Consider the following 15,039-nt stretch of genomic DNA (forward strand, 5'->3'; position numbering starts at 1 on the left):
ACTAGCGCGGCACGTGTAATTCTCAACAACCGGAAATTGCACAGCGCTCCCTCTAAGCAGCCGCAGCTGCTCGCTTCTTCTTTCGCGCAACCCGCATCAGATTGAGGCTTTCAACGCCAACGGCGAATGCGACAGCGAAATACAGGTATCCCTTGGGAATGTGGAACTGCAGACCATCTGCGACCAAAGCCATGCCGATGAGCAGCAAGAATGACAAAGCGAGCATCTTCACCGTTGGATGCCGGGAGACAAATGCACCAACCGCATCAGCCGCAAAGAGCATCACCGCGATGGCAATCATGACCGCAGCAACCATGATCTCGATGTCGTCGGCCATGCCAACAGCCGTGATCACACTGTCGAGTGAAAACACGATATCGAGAATGGCAATCTGAGTGATGACATAGGCAAAACTCGCGTGAGCAACTTTGGCTTCAGCAGGACCGTCGCCTTCCACGGTGTGGTGGATTTCCATGGTCCCCTTGGCAATGAGGAAGCCCCCGCCGCCCAAAAGAATGAGATCGCGGATCGATACGGATTGGTCCAGCACCGTGAACAACGGCTCAGTGAGCTGCATGACCCACACGATTGAAAACAGCAGTAATATTCGCGTCCCAAGCGCGGCACCCAGTCCAACGCGGCGAGCCAGTTGGCGCTGCTCCGGTGGCAATCGATCTGCCAGAATGGAGATGAACACCAGATTGTCGATGCCCAATACTATTTCGAGTATGGCCAGTGTTGCGAGGCTGGCCCAGGCAGCAGGCGAGGCTAGAAGTTCAATCATGGAGGTGACCGCCAGATCATGTTGCGAGGATGAATCGCACCAACCCTAGCGGGACGCACTGACGTCCGCAAAGACCCCATTGGTCGTGTGTCTAATTGAAAGCAAACATGCCGCAAATCGCATCCACACGGGTGTCATCACGCGACATGACTGGGAGGAAGACCATTTCATAGTCGACATGCTCTATCCCCAACCCGAGCAGGTTACCCCGCAACATGACGGGGCGGTGATTTGCAAAAATTCGGCGGTAGATTGATCGCAGTTCTTCCGACATCGCCTGACCGAAGATTTCCGGAGATTTGCCGGTGAATGCAACCTTGGTGCGCTCTTCAATCTCGCTGCCGATAAGGCGATAACGTATCAAGCCTTCATCTTCGGGCACCTGTTCAACGATCAGTAATCCCGGCGCTATATCTTTGAGATCGATAAGGTCAAAGCTCCCACGGTTCGGCAAACCACCATCGGGGCGATTGGCTTCATAACTGGCCAGCAATTGCTGGTTTTTGGGGTGCTCTACTGCTTGAACCTCGTGGACATCCCAATTGATGTCAGCGATGGAAGTATCGGAACTCATTTACACTAGTGCCTTGATTTCAAATCTATTTAACCCACCAGCCAACAGGGTTAATGGGTGCGCGCTCTATCTGCCCTGCCACTTACCGAATTGTAAGTGCGCCAAAATGACGCCCTGTCAACAAGGGCAAAAAACTACAGTGAAAAGCTGGATAAATAAGCTCTGCGAGTTTGGCGGATCAGATGTGCAGAACACGCCCGAACGCATCCAAGACACTCTCGTGCATGGCTTCAGAGAGAGTTGGATGCGGGAAAACCGTCTGCATCAATTCGGCTTCGGTGGTTTCAAGCTGGCGCGCCACCGTGTAGCCCTGAATAAGTTCGGTTACTTCCGGGCCAATCATGTGGGCACCCAGTAGTTCACCGGTCTTCTTATCGAAAACGGTTTTGATGAACCCGTCCGGCTCCCCTAGGGCGATGGCCTTGCCATTACCCTGAAACGGGAATGTACCGACACGCACCTCATGCCCCGCTTCCTTGGCCTTGGCCTCGGTCAAGCCGACAGAAGCGACCTGTGGGCGGCAATAGGTACAGCCTGGAATGTTTGAGGTATCGAGCGGATGTACCCCTTTGAGATCCGCAATTTTTTCCACGCAGGAAATACCTTCATGGCTTGCCTTGTGCGCCAGCCAGGGTGGCCCGGTGAGATCACCGATCGCATAAATACCATCTACGCCTGTGCGGCCATAACCATCCACGACAACGTGGCCGCGGTCCACTTTTACGCCCAGATCTTCGAGCCCAAGGTCTTCGACATTTCCCGTAATGCCCACCGCCAGAATGACTTTGTCGAAGGTTTCCTTGGATGACTTTCCTTTGACCTCAATTGTCGCGGTAGCCGCCCCGCCCTTCACATCTAGCGCTGCCACCTTGGCGCTGGTGACAAGCTTCATGCCCTGCTTCTTGAATGCCTTGAGCGCAAACGACGAAACGTCTTCGTCCTCTACGGGCAGGATGCGGTCCATGACTTCGACCACCGTCACGTCTGCACCCATTGTGTTGTAGAAACTGGCAAACTCGATGCCGATAGCACCTGATCCGATGACCAGCAGTTTCTTCGGCATCTCCTTTGGCACCATCGCTTCGCGATAGGTCCAAACTGTCTCACCGTCGGGTTCAAGCCCTGGCAAAGTGCGGGCCCGGGCACCCGTGGCCAACACAATGTGCTTGGCTGTCACGTCCTGGGTCGTGCCTTCATTCTCGACGATGAGCTTGCCTTTTCCAGCAAGCTTTGCAGTTCCGACAATGACGTCGATCTTGTTTTTCTTCATCAGGAACGAAATGCCCGATGAAAGCTGCCCCGCGACCTTGCGGGAGCGCTTGACGATTTTTGAGATGTCGAAAGATACATTGTCCGCAGACAGACCAAAATCATCGAGATGCTGAAGATGGTCATAGATTTCAGACGTACGCAGCAGTGCCTTGGTCGGGATGCAGCCCCAGTTGAGGCAAATGCCACCCAGCTCGGACCGTTCAACAACTGCCGTCTTCATTCCCAGCTGACTTGCTCGAATGGCCGCAACATAGCCACCCGGCCCTGTCCCAACCACGACGAGATCGTATGCACTTGCCATGGACCAGTTCCTTTAAAGCAGCATGGTGAGCGGATCTTCGATCAGGACCTTAAAGGCCTGCAGAAGCGTCGCTCCCAGCGCGCCGTCGATGGCGCGGTGATCACATGACAGCGTCACTGTCATCATGGTGGCAGAACCCAGCACACCCTCGCGCACGACCGGGCGTTCTTCGCCGGCGCCCACAGCCATGATGGCAGACTGGGGAGGATTGATAACGGCGGTAAAATTCTTGATACCAAACATGCCGAGATTGGAAACCGAGAACGACCCGCCTTCATAATCAGACGGCTTGAGCTTCTTATCTTTGGCGCGGGCTGCAAGGTCTTTCACCTCGGCAGAGATCTGTCCCAGCCCCTTGGTGTCCGCTGCCTTGACGATAGGCGTAATCAGCCCGCCATCCAGGGCAACTGCGACGCCGATATCCGCGTGCTTGTGCTTCAACAGAGCATCGCCTGCATAGGAGACATTGCAGTCAGGCACCTTCATCAGCGACAGCGCGGATGCGCGGATAATGAAGTCGTTGACAGACACCTTGATGCCGTCCTTTTCGCCACGCGCATTCAATTCCTTACGAACGCGCAGCAACTCATCAAGCTCGCAGTCAATCGTGAGATAGTAATGAGGGATTTCCTGCTTTGACTGGGTCAGACGCTTCGCAATGGATTTGCGCATGCTGTCCAGTGGAACTTCCTCGTATGTGCCTTCCTCATAGTAGAGCCGTGGGTCCGGCAGCGATCCCACAAGTCCACCGCCCGGTGCGGAAGGTGGCTTCTTCGGTTCTGCGGACTTAGCGCCCGGTTTGGCACTCTCCACGTCTGCTTTGACGATACGACCGTGCGGACCCGAGCCTGCAATGCCGGAAAGGTTGATACCCTTGTCGGCAGCAATACGGCGGGCCAATGGACTGGCGAACACGCGGTCACTCTTTGCAGCGGCAGGCGCTGCTACCTGCATTTGAGCCGGTGCTGCTGCAGGCGCATCCGGTTTTGGCTCTGCGGCAGGCGCAGCTTCCATCTTGGGCGCAACTCCACCGCCTACCTTGAAGCCCTCAAGGGCGGACGCGTCTTCACCGTCCTCAAGAATGACGGCGACGGGCGTATTAATGGCAACACCTTCGGTGCCTTCATCGACCAGTATTTTGCCGACGGTACCTTCGTCAACAGCTTCCACTTCCATGGTTGCCTTGTCGGTTTCTATCTCCGCGATGACATCGCCGGACGAAACCGTGTCACCTTCTTTCACAAGCCATTTGGCAAGCGTCCCCTCTTCCATTGTGGGGGATAGCGCGGGCATGAGGACAGAAATGGGCATGGGAGCGCTCTACCTGTAAGTGACGGCTCTGACCGCCTCGACGACTTCAGCAGCACTTGGCAGTGCCAGTTTTTCAAGATTGGCAGCATAGGGCATGGGCACGTCCTTGCCTGCTACGCGCATCACTGGCGCATCAAGATGATCAAACGCATCTTGCATCAGCATTGCGGAAATCTCTGACCCGATGCCGCAGATGCTCCAACCTTCTTCTACGGTTACGCAGCGATTGGTCTTTTTGACGCTGTCGATGATCGCCTGCTTGTCGAGCGGACGGATTGTACGAAGGTCGATGACTTCTGCATTGATACCGGCAGCCTCAAGCTCAGGCAGTGCATCCATCACATAAGTCAGGCTGTGGGAGTGCGAGACGATGGTAACGTCCGTACCTTCCTTCAATACCTTTGCCTTGCCGATGGGCACGATCCAATCGTCGGTGTCCGGCACATCAAAGGTCTTGCCGTACATCACTTCGTTTTCAAGGAAGATCACCGGGTTTGGATCTCGGATAGCTGCTTTTAGCAGTCCCTTGGCGTCCGCTGCAGAGTACGGAGCTACAACCACGAGGCCGGGAATATGGGCGTACCAGGCAGCATAGTCCTGGCTGTGTTGGGCACCGACACGGGCTGCAGCCCCGTTGGGCCCTCTAAACACGATCGGGCAGCCAATCTTGCCACCCGCCATGTAGCGGGTTTTGGCCGCAGAGTTGATAATCTGGTCAATGGCCTGCATGGCAAAGTTGAACGTCATAAATTCAACAATCGGCCGAAGGTCGGCGAAAGCGGCACCAACACCAATACCGGCAAATCCATGCTCGGTAATAGGTGTGTCAATGACGCGCCGGGGGCCAAACTCGTCGAGCAAGCCCTGAGTAACCTTGTAGGCACCTTGGTATTCAGCGACTTCCTCACCCATGACGAAGACGCGATCATCCGCCCGCATCTCTTCAGCCATTGCATCACGCAATGCCTCACGAACCGTAATGGACACCATAGCAGTGCCCGAAGGGACATCCGGTTCTGCGACTTCTACTGGTGTAGGTGCTGGCCCGACAGCAGAACTTGGCTCGGAAGCCTCAGCCGCTGGCGCTGGTTTTGGCGCCACAGGTGCCGCATCCATTGCGTTGGCGTCTTCACCGTCTTCCAGCAGCACGGCAATCACGTCATTGACAGGCACAGCCTCTGTGCCTTCTGCCACCAGGAGCTTGCCGACTATGCCTTCGTCCACGGCTTCCACTTCCATGGTGGCCTTGTCGGTTTCAATCTCAGCAATGACATCGCCTGATGAGACTGTATCGCCTTCCTTGACCAGCCATTTGGCAAGAGTGCCTTCTTCCATGGTGGGCGATAGCGCGGGCATGGTGATGTTAGTGGGCATTAGCGTGCGCCTCCTTCAAGAGGGGCATAGATATCAGTCCACAGTTCCTTGGGATCAGGCTCAGGGCTTTCCTGCGCAAATTCGGCAGCCGCTGACACCTCATCCTTGATTTCCCGGTCAATCTTTTTGAGGTCGTCTTCGCTCGCCCATTTTCCATCCAGAATGCGGGCCCGCACCATGTCGATGGGGTCATGCTCTGCCCGCATCTTCTGCACTTCATCCTTTGAGCGGTATTTCGCCGGGTCAGACATGGAGTGGCCGCGATAGCGGTAGGTTTTCATCTCAAGGATGATCGGCCCATTGCCGTCACGGCACCATTGGGCGGCGCGGGACGCTGCCTCACGCACTTGCGCCACGTCCATGCCGTCCACTTCTTCGCCGGGAATGTTGAACGAGCGCCCTCGCTTGTAGAGATGGGTTTCAGCAGCGGCACGCTTCAAAGAGGTGCCCATGGCATAGCCATTGTTCTCGATCACATAGATGACCGGCAGCTTCCAGAGTTCCGCCATGTTGAAGGCTTCGTAGACCTGCCCCTGATTGGACGCGCCCTCACCAAAGAAGGTCGCCGATACATGTCCGTTATCCCGGTAGGCATTGGCAAAGGCCAGCCCTGTGCCGATGGGAACCTGCGCTCCGACAATCCCGTGACCGCCATAAAATGCTTTCTCAGTCGAGAACATATGCATTGAGCCCCCCTTACCCCGGGAATACCCACCGGCGCGGCCCGTCAACTCGGCCATCACCCCTTTGGGATCCATCTTCTTGGCAAGCATGTGACCGTGGTCGCGGTAGGAGGTAATCACCTGATCACCATCCTCGAGCGCCATCTCAACGCCGGTCACGACGGCTTCCTGCCCGATATACAGGTGACAGAAGCCACCAATGAGGCCCATGCCGTACATCTGTCCGGCGCGCTCCTCAAATCGGCGAATCATCAACATGTCCCGATAGGCCTGGAGCGTATCTTCCTTGGACATTTTGGGGTTTGCGCGTTTGATCTTGTCCCACGCCGCCTGGGAAACGTCCTGCCGCTCGGCTTCGGTCTGAGCGATGGATTTCGACGCGGTTTTCTTTGAGGCGGATTTTGACGCCGTGCTGCGCGCAGCCATTTAGGACTCCCTCGTGCCGACAACCGGCAAATGACGTGATTTGGTCAAAGTCTACCGCGCCAAGGTTTAATGCGCGATGCACTCCCGCGCACAAAACCGTCGAATGCAGGTGGCCACGGGTTACAAAATTGTGAGAACCGGGTCGTTTTCGCAATCGGGCCGAAACAGCCTGATAACCGGCAAAACTGACTACTCGTCAACAAAGACGGTCAACTCGTCAGGGTGTGCAAAACCGAGGGCAGCGCGCGCGCGCTCATCCAGCAAATCCGGGTCCAGGCTTTCGGGACGCAAAAGCGCCACATCGCGTTCAAGATCACGTCTGATCTGCTGCGCCGAGAGAACCTTTTGGGACAACTCCTGGCGCACTTCGCGTATCTCAGCGAGCCGCAACAGGCCATTGTCGCCATGGATAGCGTGGTAGGCGAAGTAGCCCATGATGCACAGGCAAGCCACCGGTACGATGGCCCTACCCAAACGCGACCGCAAACCGTCTCGTTCAGCGGAGTAGCGCCCACCGTAATGCGTCGTGCGAATCGTCTCGTGCATCTTCATACATCCAAGGAATCACAAAAGTGATTCTTATTGCAACCCCATAAAAGTCAGTGACTTAGGGTGAGTCGCTGGAAATTTGAATCCGGCTGTTCATGAGCAAGAGAGGCCGTGTGATAGTGGTCTGTGCAGAGCGCACACGCCACAAATGCGAGACACGGACATGCTGACTATACGCCCGGCCACCAATGCGGATTCTGATGTGATCTGGGGCATGTTGGAGCCGGTCATCCGAGCTGGCGAAACCTATGCCCTACCCCGAGATTTCAGCCGTGAGGATGCACTCGCGTACTGGCTGGCTTCTGACAAACACACTTTTGTTGCCCTTGAAGACGGTGCAGCGCTGGGCACCTACTACATGAAGGCGAACCAGATGGGCGGCGGCTCCCACGTGGCCAACTGCGGCTATGTGACGTCAGTTGACGCGCGAGGGCGCGGCATCGCGGCCGCCATGTGCGAACACTCTCAGGATGAGGCTCGTCGCCGCAACTTTACCGCGATGCAGTTCAATCTCGTGGTCGCAACCAACACGGGGGCTGTCGCTCTATGGCAGAGGTTGGGCTTTGAAATCATGGGAACACTCCCCGGCGCCTTTGCACATCCAACACTTGGCCATGTTGATGCCCACATCATGTTCAAAATTCTCTAGATCAAGCGGCCCCCGGTCCGCCCTTTCCTGATTTGTATTGAGTTTTGATCATGTATTTGCGCCCCTCCCTTTTTGTTGCGTTGATGGTTGTTGTCATGCCCGTTGGTTCTGCTGTTGCCCAATCTGATGCCCAAGCCGCCTGCACGCTTGTTGCCCGGTCTGACACCGGTGAAATCCTGGTTGAAGAAGGTGACTGCGACAGGCGTGCGACGCCTGCATCAACTTTCAAGCTACCTTTGGCGGTCATCGGATTTGATACCCGCGTGCTCACATCCCCAGAGGCGCCGGCTGTTGACTTCGACCCGAACAAGCATGTCGCCTGGATTGAAAACTGGAAGGCCACCACAACGCCCCGCACATGGTTGCGGGATTCAGTTGTTTGGTACTCATGGGAAGTGACCCGCCCGTTGGGTCTTGACGGCATAGAGACGTATCTGGAGCGTTTCAACTACGGCAATCGGGACATGAGCGGCACTGCAGGGGAAAACAACGGGATTACCCATGCATGGCTGAGCTCGTCGCTGGCTATCTCCCCGCGGGAGCAGATCGCATTCCTCAGCAAACTCATGATGCGCTCGCTACCAGTCAAAGTCGCATCCCAGGAACTCGCCATTGAAGCAACGGCGTCTTATGAGTTCGACGATGATCGCATTGCCAAAGGAAAGACTGGAAATGGGTTTGCCCGCGGCACGGATGGGGCCGTTATGCGTGACCGGCAGGTTGGGTGGTTCATTGGCTGGACCAATGACTGGCCAAAGGGCGAAAACGTGGCTGAAGATACACCGTTGGTCTTCGCGAGGCTCATCCTGGATGGGGGCCCGACCGAGGGCTACGCCAGTGTCCGTGCTCGGGACAGCCTGCTTGCTGATTTGCCGCGCTATCTCGACACAACCAACTAGTCTTTGTTTGCAAGCCACTCCTCGAGCAGGACCAACCGGTCATTGCCGAACCACAGATGGCCATCGCAAACAAATGTTGGTGCACCGAACACCCCTGCAGCAATGCCGCTTTCAATGTGGCTTTGGTGCAGCGCTTCGGTTTGCGGCGATGTTAGCGCCTCTGAATAGGCTGCGGCGTCCAACCCCAGCGCAACAGCTATCTCAACAAGCTCCATATCGGTCAATGACCGACGCTCACTCTGAAACATCGCCGCAAATATCGCCTTCGACATGGCTTCGGCCTTGCCAAGTGCGGCTCCCGCGACGGCTGCCAGCGAGAACTGGTGGCGGTCTCCTTCCAGACGTCCATCAATCTCAACGTATGGAATGCCATAGTGCCGCGCCCACCGCGCAACATCGCGTAAACGATATTCAACATCATAGGCACCTGACGGGGGTTCAGACGCGAAGGGATTCTGCCCCTGCTTGTTCATCAGGTCGGGCGTGAAAAGCGGCTTCCACACGAATGTTGCACCGGTTCTCTCAGCGATGCCGTCAAGTTGCGTATGTGCCAGATAGGAGTAGCGGCTGGATAGCCCGAAATAGAAATCGACTGTCTTGCCATTGGATTTACCAGCCATCTCACTCGCCCTCTCTTGCGGCACAAGGCCTGATCATCCCATTGTGTGACCAACAAAAACAGAAGAACACCGTCAGCAAGGCAAAGCAGCCGTGCGGACTAGTTGGGAGACAAAATCATGGTTGAACTCACACGCGATCCACGCACGGATCGGGGCGAACGCATCACCTATACAAGCAGCGACGCTTTTGAATTCACGCAGATCCTGGATGGCTCCGCAAAACCCCAGGAAATCTTTGGCGACCTGGAATTGCCAAAAGGCGATGGCCCCTTTCCCTGTGTCGTGATGTGTCATGGGTCTTACGGGTGGCGATCACACCATCTGGATTATGCCGACATGTTTCATGAAATGGGCATCGCCACTTTCCGCCCGCACTCGTTTGAAGCGCGCGGCACGCTGGAAGTCTCCACCACCCAGATCGACGTCACCATGGCCATGATGATTTGCGATGCGTATGCCGCGCTGGCATTGCTCGCAGATAATCCAAAGATTGATGCAAAACGGGTTGCCATTGCCGGCTGGAGCCTTGGCGGCGGCATGGCAACATATGCCGCCTGGCTGCCGATTGCCGAAAAACTCAGCGAGAACGGTCGACGCTTTGCAGCACATATGCCGGTCTATCCGGCAACACACATCAAGGTTGAGGACAATCGCTGGTCCAACGCACCCATGTGCACATTGATGGGCGAGGCAGAGGACTACACGCCTGCCGCTCCGGCTGTTGAACTGACCGATGATATCAACGCGCATGGGGGCAATGCCGAAATCATTCTGTACCCGGAGAGCTATCACTCGTTCGACAGCACAGACGAATTGACGTTCCTTCCTGACGTTATCGCGCTGCCACCCACCCGCAATATCACTGTCACAGCGGATGGCCGAATGATGACCGACAAGGGTGTGGATGTTTCAAGCCGTGAAGCACGCATCGAAGGATTTGCCACCATGACAAAACGGGGCGCGCATATTGGCGGCAACCCGGCAATGCGTGAAAAGGCATTTGCGGATGCGAAGGCCTTCATGACGCGCACGCTTCTCTAAGGAGACCAGCGTATGTCGCTTCTGCTCATCGGCACCACGGGCATGCTGAAATCTGCAGCGCAGCAGATCGCTAAGGACACGCAGGGAGATGTCGTTGTTTTATCGAGGCGAGCGAGCAGTTTCTCCTTTGACGATGCAGCGCTGCATAGTCGGACCCACACCTATGATATCGACTGGGCGGATGGTCCTGCATTTCTGTCGGCACTTGATGAGATAGCTGCATCACACGGCCCCTTTGCGGCATCCCTGATCTGGATGCATGGGCGTGATGAACCATTACGGTCGCACATCTCACACCAGATAGCGGCAGATGGGACACTGATTGAGGTTCTGGGCTCGGCAGCCTCTCGTCCCAGCGCGTTAGGAGAGGTACGTGTCCGGCATATGCAGGGGCTGCCGCATGTCCGCTACCGGCAGGTGCTTCTTGGCTTCGTCCACGAAGATGGCCAATCCCGCTGGTTGACCCATGAGGAAATTTGCGAAGGCGCGCTTCAAGCGTTTGCCTCGGACGACAGTGTTACGATCGCAGGCCAGGTCGAGCCCTGGAACCTGCGACCATAAACATCACTATCCCTTGAGGATTGACTTGCCGGCATATTCTGCGGCCGGTCCGAGTTCTTCCGCAATGCGGATGAGCTGATTGTACTTTGCCGTCCGGTCAGAGCGGGCAAGAGAGCCGGTTTTGATCTGGCCGCAATTTGTCGCCACTGCAAGATCGGCAATCGTTGCGTCTTCTGTTTCACCGGAGCGGTGAGACATCACATTCGTGTAGGATGCCTTGTGTGCCATCTCCACAGTTTCCAGTGTCTCCGTCAGGGAGCCAATCTGGTTCACCTTGACGAGAATTGAATTGGCGACGCCCTTGGCAATGCCATCAGACAGACGTGCAGTATTGGTGACGAACAGGTCGTCACCCACCAGCTGCACCTTGTCGCCGATCTTGTCTGTAAGAGCTTTCCAGCCGTCCCAGTCATCTTCCGCCATGGCATCTTCTATGGAGATAATCGGGAAGCGGCCCACGAGGTCTGCCCAATAGTCGACCATGCCAGCGGCATCCAGTGTCTTGCCTTCACCAGCCAGTACGTAGTTGCCATCCTTGAAAAACTCAGTTGAAGCCGCATCGATGGCCAGGTGAATGTCGTCACCTGGTTTGTAGCCGGCTGCTTCCACGGCCTTCATGACGAAGCTCAGGGCGTCTTCAGTTGACGCCAGGTTTGGCGCAAAGCCGCCCTCGTCGCCTACATTGGTATTGTGGCCTGCATCCTTCAGGCCCTTCTTGAGCTGGTGGAATACTTCCGACCCCATGCGCACTGCGTCCGCAATCGTGGGTGCGGACACCGGCATGATCATGAATTCCTGGATGTCGATGGGGTTGTCCGCGTGCTCACCGCCATTGACGATGTTCATCATTGGCACCGGAAGAACCCGTGCAGCGGGACCACCTACATATTTGTAGAGCGGCAAGCCGCAAGACTGGGCCGATGCCTTTGCCAGCGCCAGAGACACGCCAAGAATGGCGTTGGCACCCAAACGAGATTTGTTGGGTGTGCCGTCGAGGTCGCACATCATGCGATCCAGCAGGATCTGGTCTTCTGAGTCCATGCCGGCAATTGCGTCAAAAATCTCGGTGTTCACGTTCTCAACAGCCTGCAGCACGCCCTTACCGCCGTAGCGCTTTGCATCGCCGTCGCGCAATTCAGCAGCTTCATGCGCACCGGTAGATGCACCTGACGGCACAGCGGCGCGGCCGGAGGCACCATCTTCCAGCACCACATCCACTTCGACGGTGGGGTTGCCGCGGCTATCGAGGATTTCGCGAGCAGTGATGTCGATGATGGCAGCCATTTTGGCGCTCCTTGCGGTCTATTGGGTCTATCTAGAACGGGGTCTGGTGAGGCATAAGATGGCGACTACATAGCCGAAGCCTCGATGGCTTGGAAGATGCCGTCATAATTTGTCTGTCCCGCGCACCCGGAGAGCCTGAAATGCCACCCTCTAAAGCCAAGATCCGACTGTGGGGACGCAATAACTCAATCAATGTTCAGAAGGTCATCTGGACGCTGGAAGAACTGAAGGTGCCCTATGAGCGTCTTGAGGCAGGCGGTACCCACGGCGTAACGGACACCCCCGAGTACGAAGCCCTCAATCCCAACCGGCTGGTGCCGGTCATCAAGGATGGTGACACGACCATCTGGGAATCAAATGCCATCATTCGATATCTTTTCGCGACATATGCGCCTGAAAGCGGCACCGGCCTTCACTATCCCAGCGATGCGCGGGTCCGGGCGATGGAAGAACAATGGATGGACTGGCAGGCGACTGACTTCTGGCCGGAAATGCGGCCGATCTTCCACGGACTGATCCGGAAATCTCCTGACGTCACGGAAGAGATGATTGCCAAATCCACAGACTTGGTGGAATTCAAACTACGGGTTTTGAATTCACAGCTTGATATCTCCCCATTTGTAGCGGGAAAGCGCTTCTCAATGGCCGATATTCCGGTCGGGCTGACAGTGGCGCGCTGGTACAAATTGCCGGTGGATCACAAGCGCCATGAGCATATTGAGAGCTGGTTTGGGGTGTTGCGCGCCCGCACAGCCTTCAAGTCCGTGGACCTTCCCCTCACCTGACCGTTTCCCGCTTGGGTTGGCGACACTTTAGAGTCATTGCAGACTCTCCCGGAAGCCAGTATCAAAGCGGCCAACACGCATTCAACACCCAGAACATAGGTAGATATTCCAGATGTCTGTGAAGCCCGGCGTCGTCAGCGGCGAAGACTACAAAACGCTCCTCAAGGCCTGCAAAGACGGGAAATACGCACTCCCCGCCGTCAATGTAGTGAATTCCAACACCGCAAACGCGGTGCTGGAAGCGGCAGCGAAGAACAAGTCAGACGTCATCATTCAGGCTTCAAATGGCGGCGCGCAGTTCTATGCGGGCAAGGGTTTTCCGGACGGGGATGAAGGCAAGGTGCTGGGTGCGGTCGCATTGGCCAAGCATGTTCATATGTTGGCCGAGCACTACGGCGTCTGCGTTGTGCTGCACACGGACCACGCCAACAAAAAACTCATTCCCTGGGTAGAGAAGCTGCTGGACCACGGCGAAGCCTTCTACAAGGAAACCGGCAAGCCGCTTTACACGTCCCACATGCTCGACCTGTCTGAAGAGCCTATCGAAGAGAACATCTCCGAGAGTGCTCGCATCCTCAAGCGCATGGTGCCGCTGGATATGAGCATCGAGATCGAGCTTGGCGTGACCGGCGGCGAAGAAGACGGTGTTGGCTCTGATGAGATCGATAACGACAAGCTCTATACGCAGCCTGAAGACGTGCTTTACGCCCACAACATCCTGTCGCCCATCGGCCATTACTCACTCGCTGCTTCTTTCGGCAATGTCCACGGTGTCTACAAGCCCGGCAATGTGCAGCTTCGTCCTGAGATCCTGAAGAATTCTCAGGCGCTGGTGAAGGAACGCTACCAGACTGGCGACAACCCGTTGGACCTGGTGTTCCACGGTGGTTCGGGTTCTGAAAAATCCAAGATTGCGGAAGCACTGGAATACGGCGTGTTCAAGATGAACATCGATACCGATACCCAGTTTGCCCAGTCCAAGGCGGTCGGCGCCTATGTAGAAGCCAACGCTCGGGCTTTCAAATACCAGATCGATCCGGACGACGGCACGCCATACAAGAAGAAGTACGATCCGCGCACATGGCTTCGGGAAGCTGAAGTCAGCATGGTCGAGCGTCTTGATGAAGCCTTTGCGGACCTCCAGTCGGCTGGCAAGTCTATCGCTTCCTGAGCGAAGAGAACCCGCAACGGTTTATGGCGATCAGCAGCAGTCGTCATCCATTGGCACTGCGCGCCCATACTCATCATGCAGCCGGACCCAGCTCATGGTGCCCTCTTCATTGCGCCCTTTGGGCACGAGATCGAGAAATGAGAACGCCCCGATGAAAGCTTCGTCGCCTCGGGCATATGTTGAGTATGTATGGAACACTTCACCTGCGTCGTTTTTAGCAAAAACGCTGGTGCCGTGGACGTCCTCATCCAAATACCCGGTGGTCCCAAAGTTGTAGAGCGGCTTTCCCTCGGCGATCTGCTCAGGCGTGAACGAAACGCCAAAGTCATAATTGAAACTGGTTCCACCAGATGACACCCAGGGGAAGTCCCATTCCATACGGGTGCGGGCTGCTTCTATCTGTTCAATGGGTGCGCGTGAAATGGCAGCGAAACTCAGGTCAGCATTTTTGAAATGCAGGCTCGCGCCGGGTACATGATCTGCCATCAAAGAACAGCCAGGACAGATATGGTCCTTGCCAGGTGTAAGCATGAAGTGCTGCACCAGTAGCTGGCTGCGTCCTTCAAACAGGTCTGCCAGCGTCACCGGGCCCGACATGGATTGAAACACGTACGGCGTCTCGACCTTCACCCATGGCAGCGCGCGCCGTTGGGCGGCAACCTCGTCGCGCAGGTGTGTCACTTCGCGTTCCTTAGCCAGCAGAGCCTTCCTAGCGTCGAGCCATTCGTCTCGAGATACGATGTTGGGCTGCATGG

Annotated in this window: 16 protein-coding genes; 6 read left to right on the forward strand and 10 right to left on the reverse strand. The window is 56.1% G+C overall.

Annotated elements, in window-relative coordinates:
• Positions 1 to 52: 52 nt before the first annotated feature.
• The 7 genes from ABXH05_RS12825 to ABXH05_RS12855 form a co-directional block, all read right to left on the reverse strand.
• The gene (locus tag ABXH05_RS12825; protein WP_348140204.1) at positions 53 to 784 is read right to left on the reverse strand and encodes a TerC family protein; all 732 of its coding nucleotides are present in this window, start codon (positions 782 to 784) and stop codon (positions 53 to 55) included.
• Positions 785 to 875: 91 nt separating this feature from the next.
• Complete coding sequence (locus ABXH05_RS12830; RefSeq protein WP_353561350.1) at positions 876 to 1,358, reverse strand: PAS domain-containing protein; 483 nt, start codon at positions 1,356 to 1,358, stop codon at positions 876 to 878.
• A gap of 178 nt (positions 1,359 to 1,536) precedes the next feature.
• Complete coding sequence (lpdA, locus tag ABXH05_RS12835; RefSeq protein ID WP_353561351.1) at positions 1,537 to 2,931, reverse strand: dihydrolipoyl dehydrogenase; 1,395 nt, start codon at positions 2,929 to 2,931, stop codon at positions 1,537 to 1,539.
• Positions 2,932 to 2,943: 12 nt separating this feature from the next.
• A complete protein-coding gene (locus ABXH05_RS12840) occupies positions 2,944 to 4,242 on the reverse strand; it encodes a pyruvate dehydrogenase complex dihydrolipoamide acetyltransferase (protein WP_353561352.1) in 1,299 nt (432 codons plus the stop codon).
• Between the two features lie 9 nt (positions 4,243 to 4,251).
• Entirely contained in the window at positions 4,252 to 5,616 is a 1,365-nt protein-coding gene (locus ABXH05_RS12845) for a pyruvate dehydrogenase complex E1 component subunit beta (RefSeq protein WP_353561353.1), read from the reverse strand.
• Positions 5,616 to 6,593 (reverse strand): pyruvate dehydrogenase (acetyl-transferring) E1 component subunit alpha, encoded by a 978-nt coding sequence (pdhA, locus tag ABXH05_RS12850; RefSeq protein WP_353562404.1) that lies wholly within the window; start codon positions 6,591 to 6,593, stop codon positions 5,616 to 5,618. Before pdhA ends, ABXH05_RS12845 begins: the two co-directional genes overlap by 1 nt.
• A 321-nt stretch (positions 6,594 to 6,914) precedes the next feature.
• A complete protein-coding gene (locus tag ABXH05_RS12855) occupies positions 6,915 to 7,271 on the reverse strand; it encodes an FtsB family cell division protein (protein WP_348140192.1) in 357 nt (118 codons plus the stop codon).
• A gap of 169 nt (positions 7,272 to 7,440) precedes the next feature.
• Between ABXH05_RS12855 and ABXH05_RS12860 the strand changes: the two genes are divergently transcribed.
• Both ABXH05_RS12860 and ABXH05_RS12865 read left to right on the forward strand, forming a co-directional pair.
• Entirely contained in the window at positions 7,441 to 7,923 is a 483-nt protein-coding gene (locus ABXH05_RS12860) for a GNAT family N-acetyltransferase (RefSeq protein ID WP_461495711.1), read from the forward strand.
• A gap of 50 nt (positions 7,924 to 7,973) precedes the next feature.
• Positions 7,974 to 8,822 (forward strand): penicillin-binding transpeptidase domain-containing protein, encoded by an 849-nt coding sequence (locus ABXH05_RS12865; protein ID WP_353561355.1) that lies wholly within the window; start codon positions 7,974 to 7,976, stop codon positions 8,820 to 8,822.
• Here the strand turns inward: ABXH05_RS12865 and ABXH05_RS12870 are convergent.
• Positions 8,819 to 9,442, reverse strand: coding sequence for a 2-hydroxychromene-2-carboxylate isomerase (locus ABXH05_RS12870; RefSeq protein WP_353561356.1), 624 nt, complete (start codon positions 9,440 to 9,442; stop codon positions 8,819 to 8,821). The two genes, ABXH05_RS12865 and ABXH05_RS12870, sit on opposite strands and share 4 nt — an antisense overlap.
• A 117-nt stretch (positions 9,443 to 9,559) precedes the next feature.
• On the opposite strand from ABXH05_RS12870, the gene ABXH05_RS12875 reads away from it, so the two are divergent.
• Complete coding sequence (locus tag ABXH05_RS12875) at positions 9,560 to 10,483, forward strand: dienelactone hydrolase family protein (protein ID WP_353561357.1); 924 nt, start codon at positions 9,560 to 9,562, stop codon at positions 10,481 to 10,483.
• Positions 10,484 to 10,495: 12 nt separating this feature from the next.
• A complete protein-coding gene (locus ABXH05_RS12880; RefSeq protein ID WP_353561358.1) occupies positions 10,496 to 11,044 on the forward strand; it encodes a Rossmann-fold NAD(P)-binding domain-containing protein in 549 nt (182 codons plus the stop codon).
• Between the two features lie 6 nt (positions 11,045 to 11,050).
• Here the strand turns inward: ABXH05_RS12880 and eno are convergent, their stop codons facing one another.
• Positions 11,051 to 12,328, reverse strand: a complete 1,278-nt coding sequence (gene eno, locus ABXH05_RS12885; protein ID WP_353561359.1) for a phosphopyruvate hydratase — start codon at positions 12,326 to 12,328, stop codon at positions 11,051 to 11,053.
• A 140-nt stretch (positions 12,329 to 12,468) separates the two neighbouring features.
• Here eno and ABXH05_RS12890 point away from each other — a divergent pair, with 140 nt between their 5' ends.
• Together ABXH05_RS12890 and fbaA are read left to right on the forward strand one after the other, a co-directional pair.
• The gene (locus ABXH05_RS12890; RefSeq protein ID WP_353561360.1) at positions 12,469 to 13,113 is read left to right on the forward strand and encodes a glutathione S-transferase family protein; all 645 of its coding nucleotides are present in this window, start codon (positions 12,469 to 12,471) and stop codon (positions 13,111 to 13,113) included.
• Positions 13,114 to 13,225: 112 nt separating this feature from the next.
• Positions 13,226 to 14,284: a class II fructose-bisphosphate aldolase gene (gene fbaA, locus ABXH05_RS12895; protein ID WP_353561361.1), complete on the forward strand. Its 1,059-nt coding sequence runs from the start codon at positions 13,226 to 13,228 to the stop codon at positions 14,282 to 14,284.
• Positions 14,285 to 14,314: 30 nt separating this feature from the next.
• Here fbaA and ABXH05_RS12900 read toward each other — a convergent pair whose 3' ends face one another.
• Complete coding sequence (locus ABXH05_RS12900) at positions 14,315 to 15,037, reverse strand: DUF899 domain-containing protein (RefSeq protein WP_353561362.1); 723 nt, start codon at positions 15,035 to 15,037, stop codon at positions 14,315 to 14,317.
• Positions 15,038 to 15,039: the final 2 nt, after the last annotated feature.

Origin of the sequence: Pyruvatibacter sp. HU-CL02332, from assembly GCF_040362765.1 — a bacterium.
In the GTDB taxonomy this organism is placed as follows: domain Bacteria; phylum Pseudomonadota; class Alphaproteobacteria; order CGMCC-115125; family CGMCC-115125; genus Pyruvatibacter.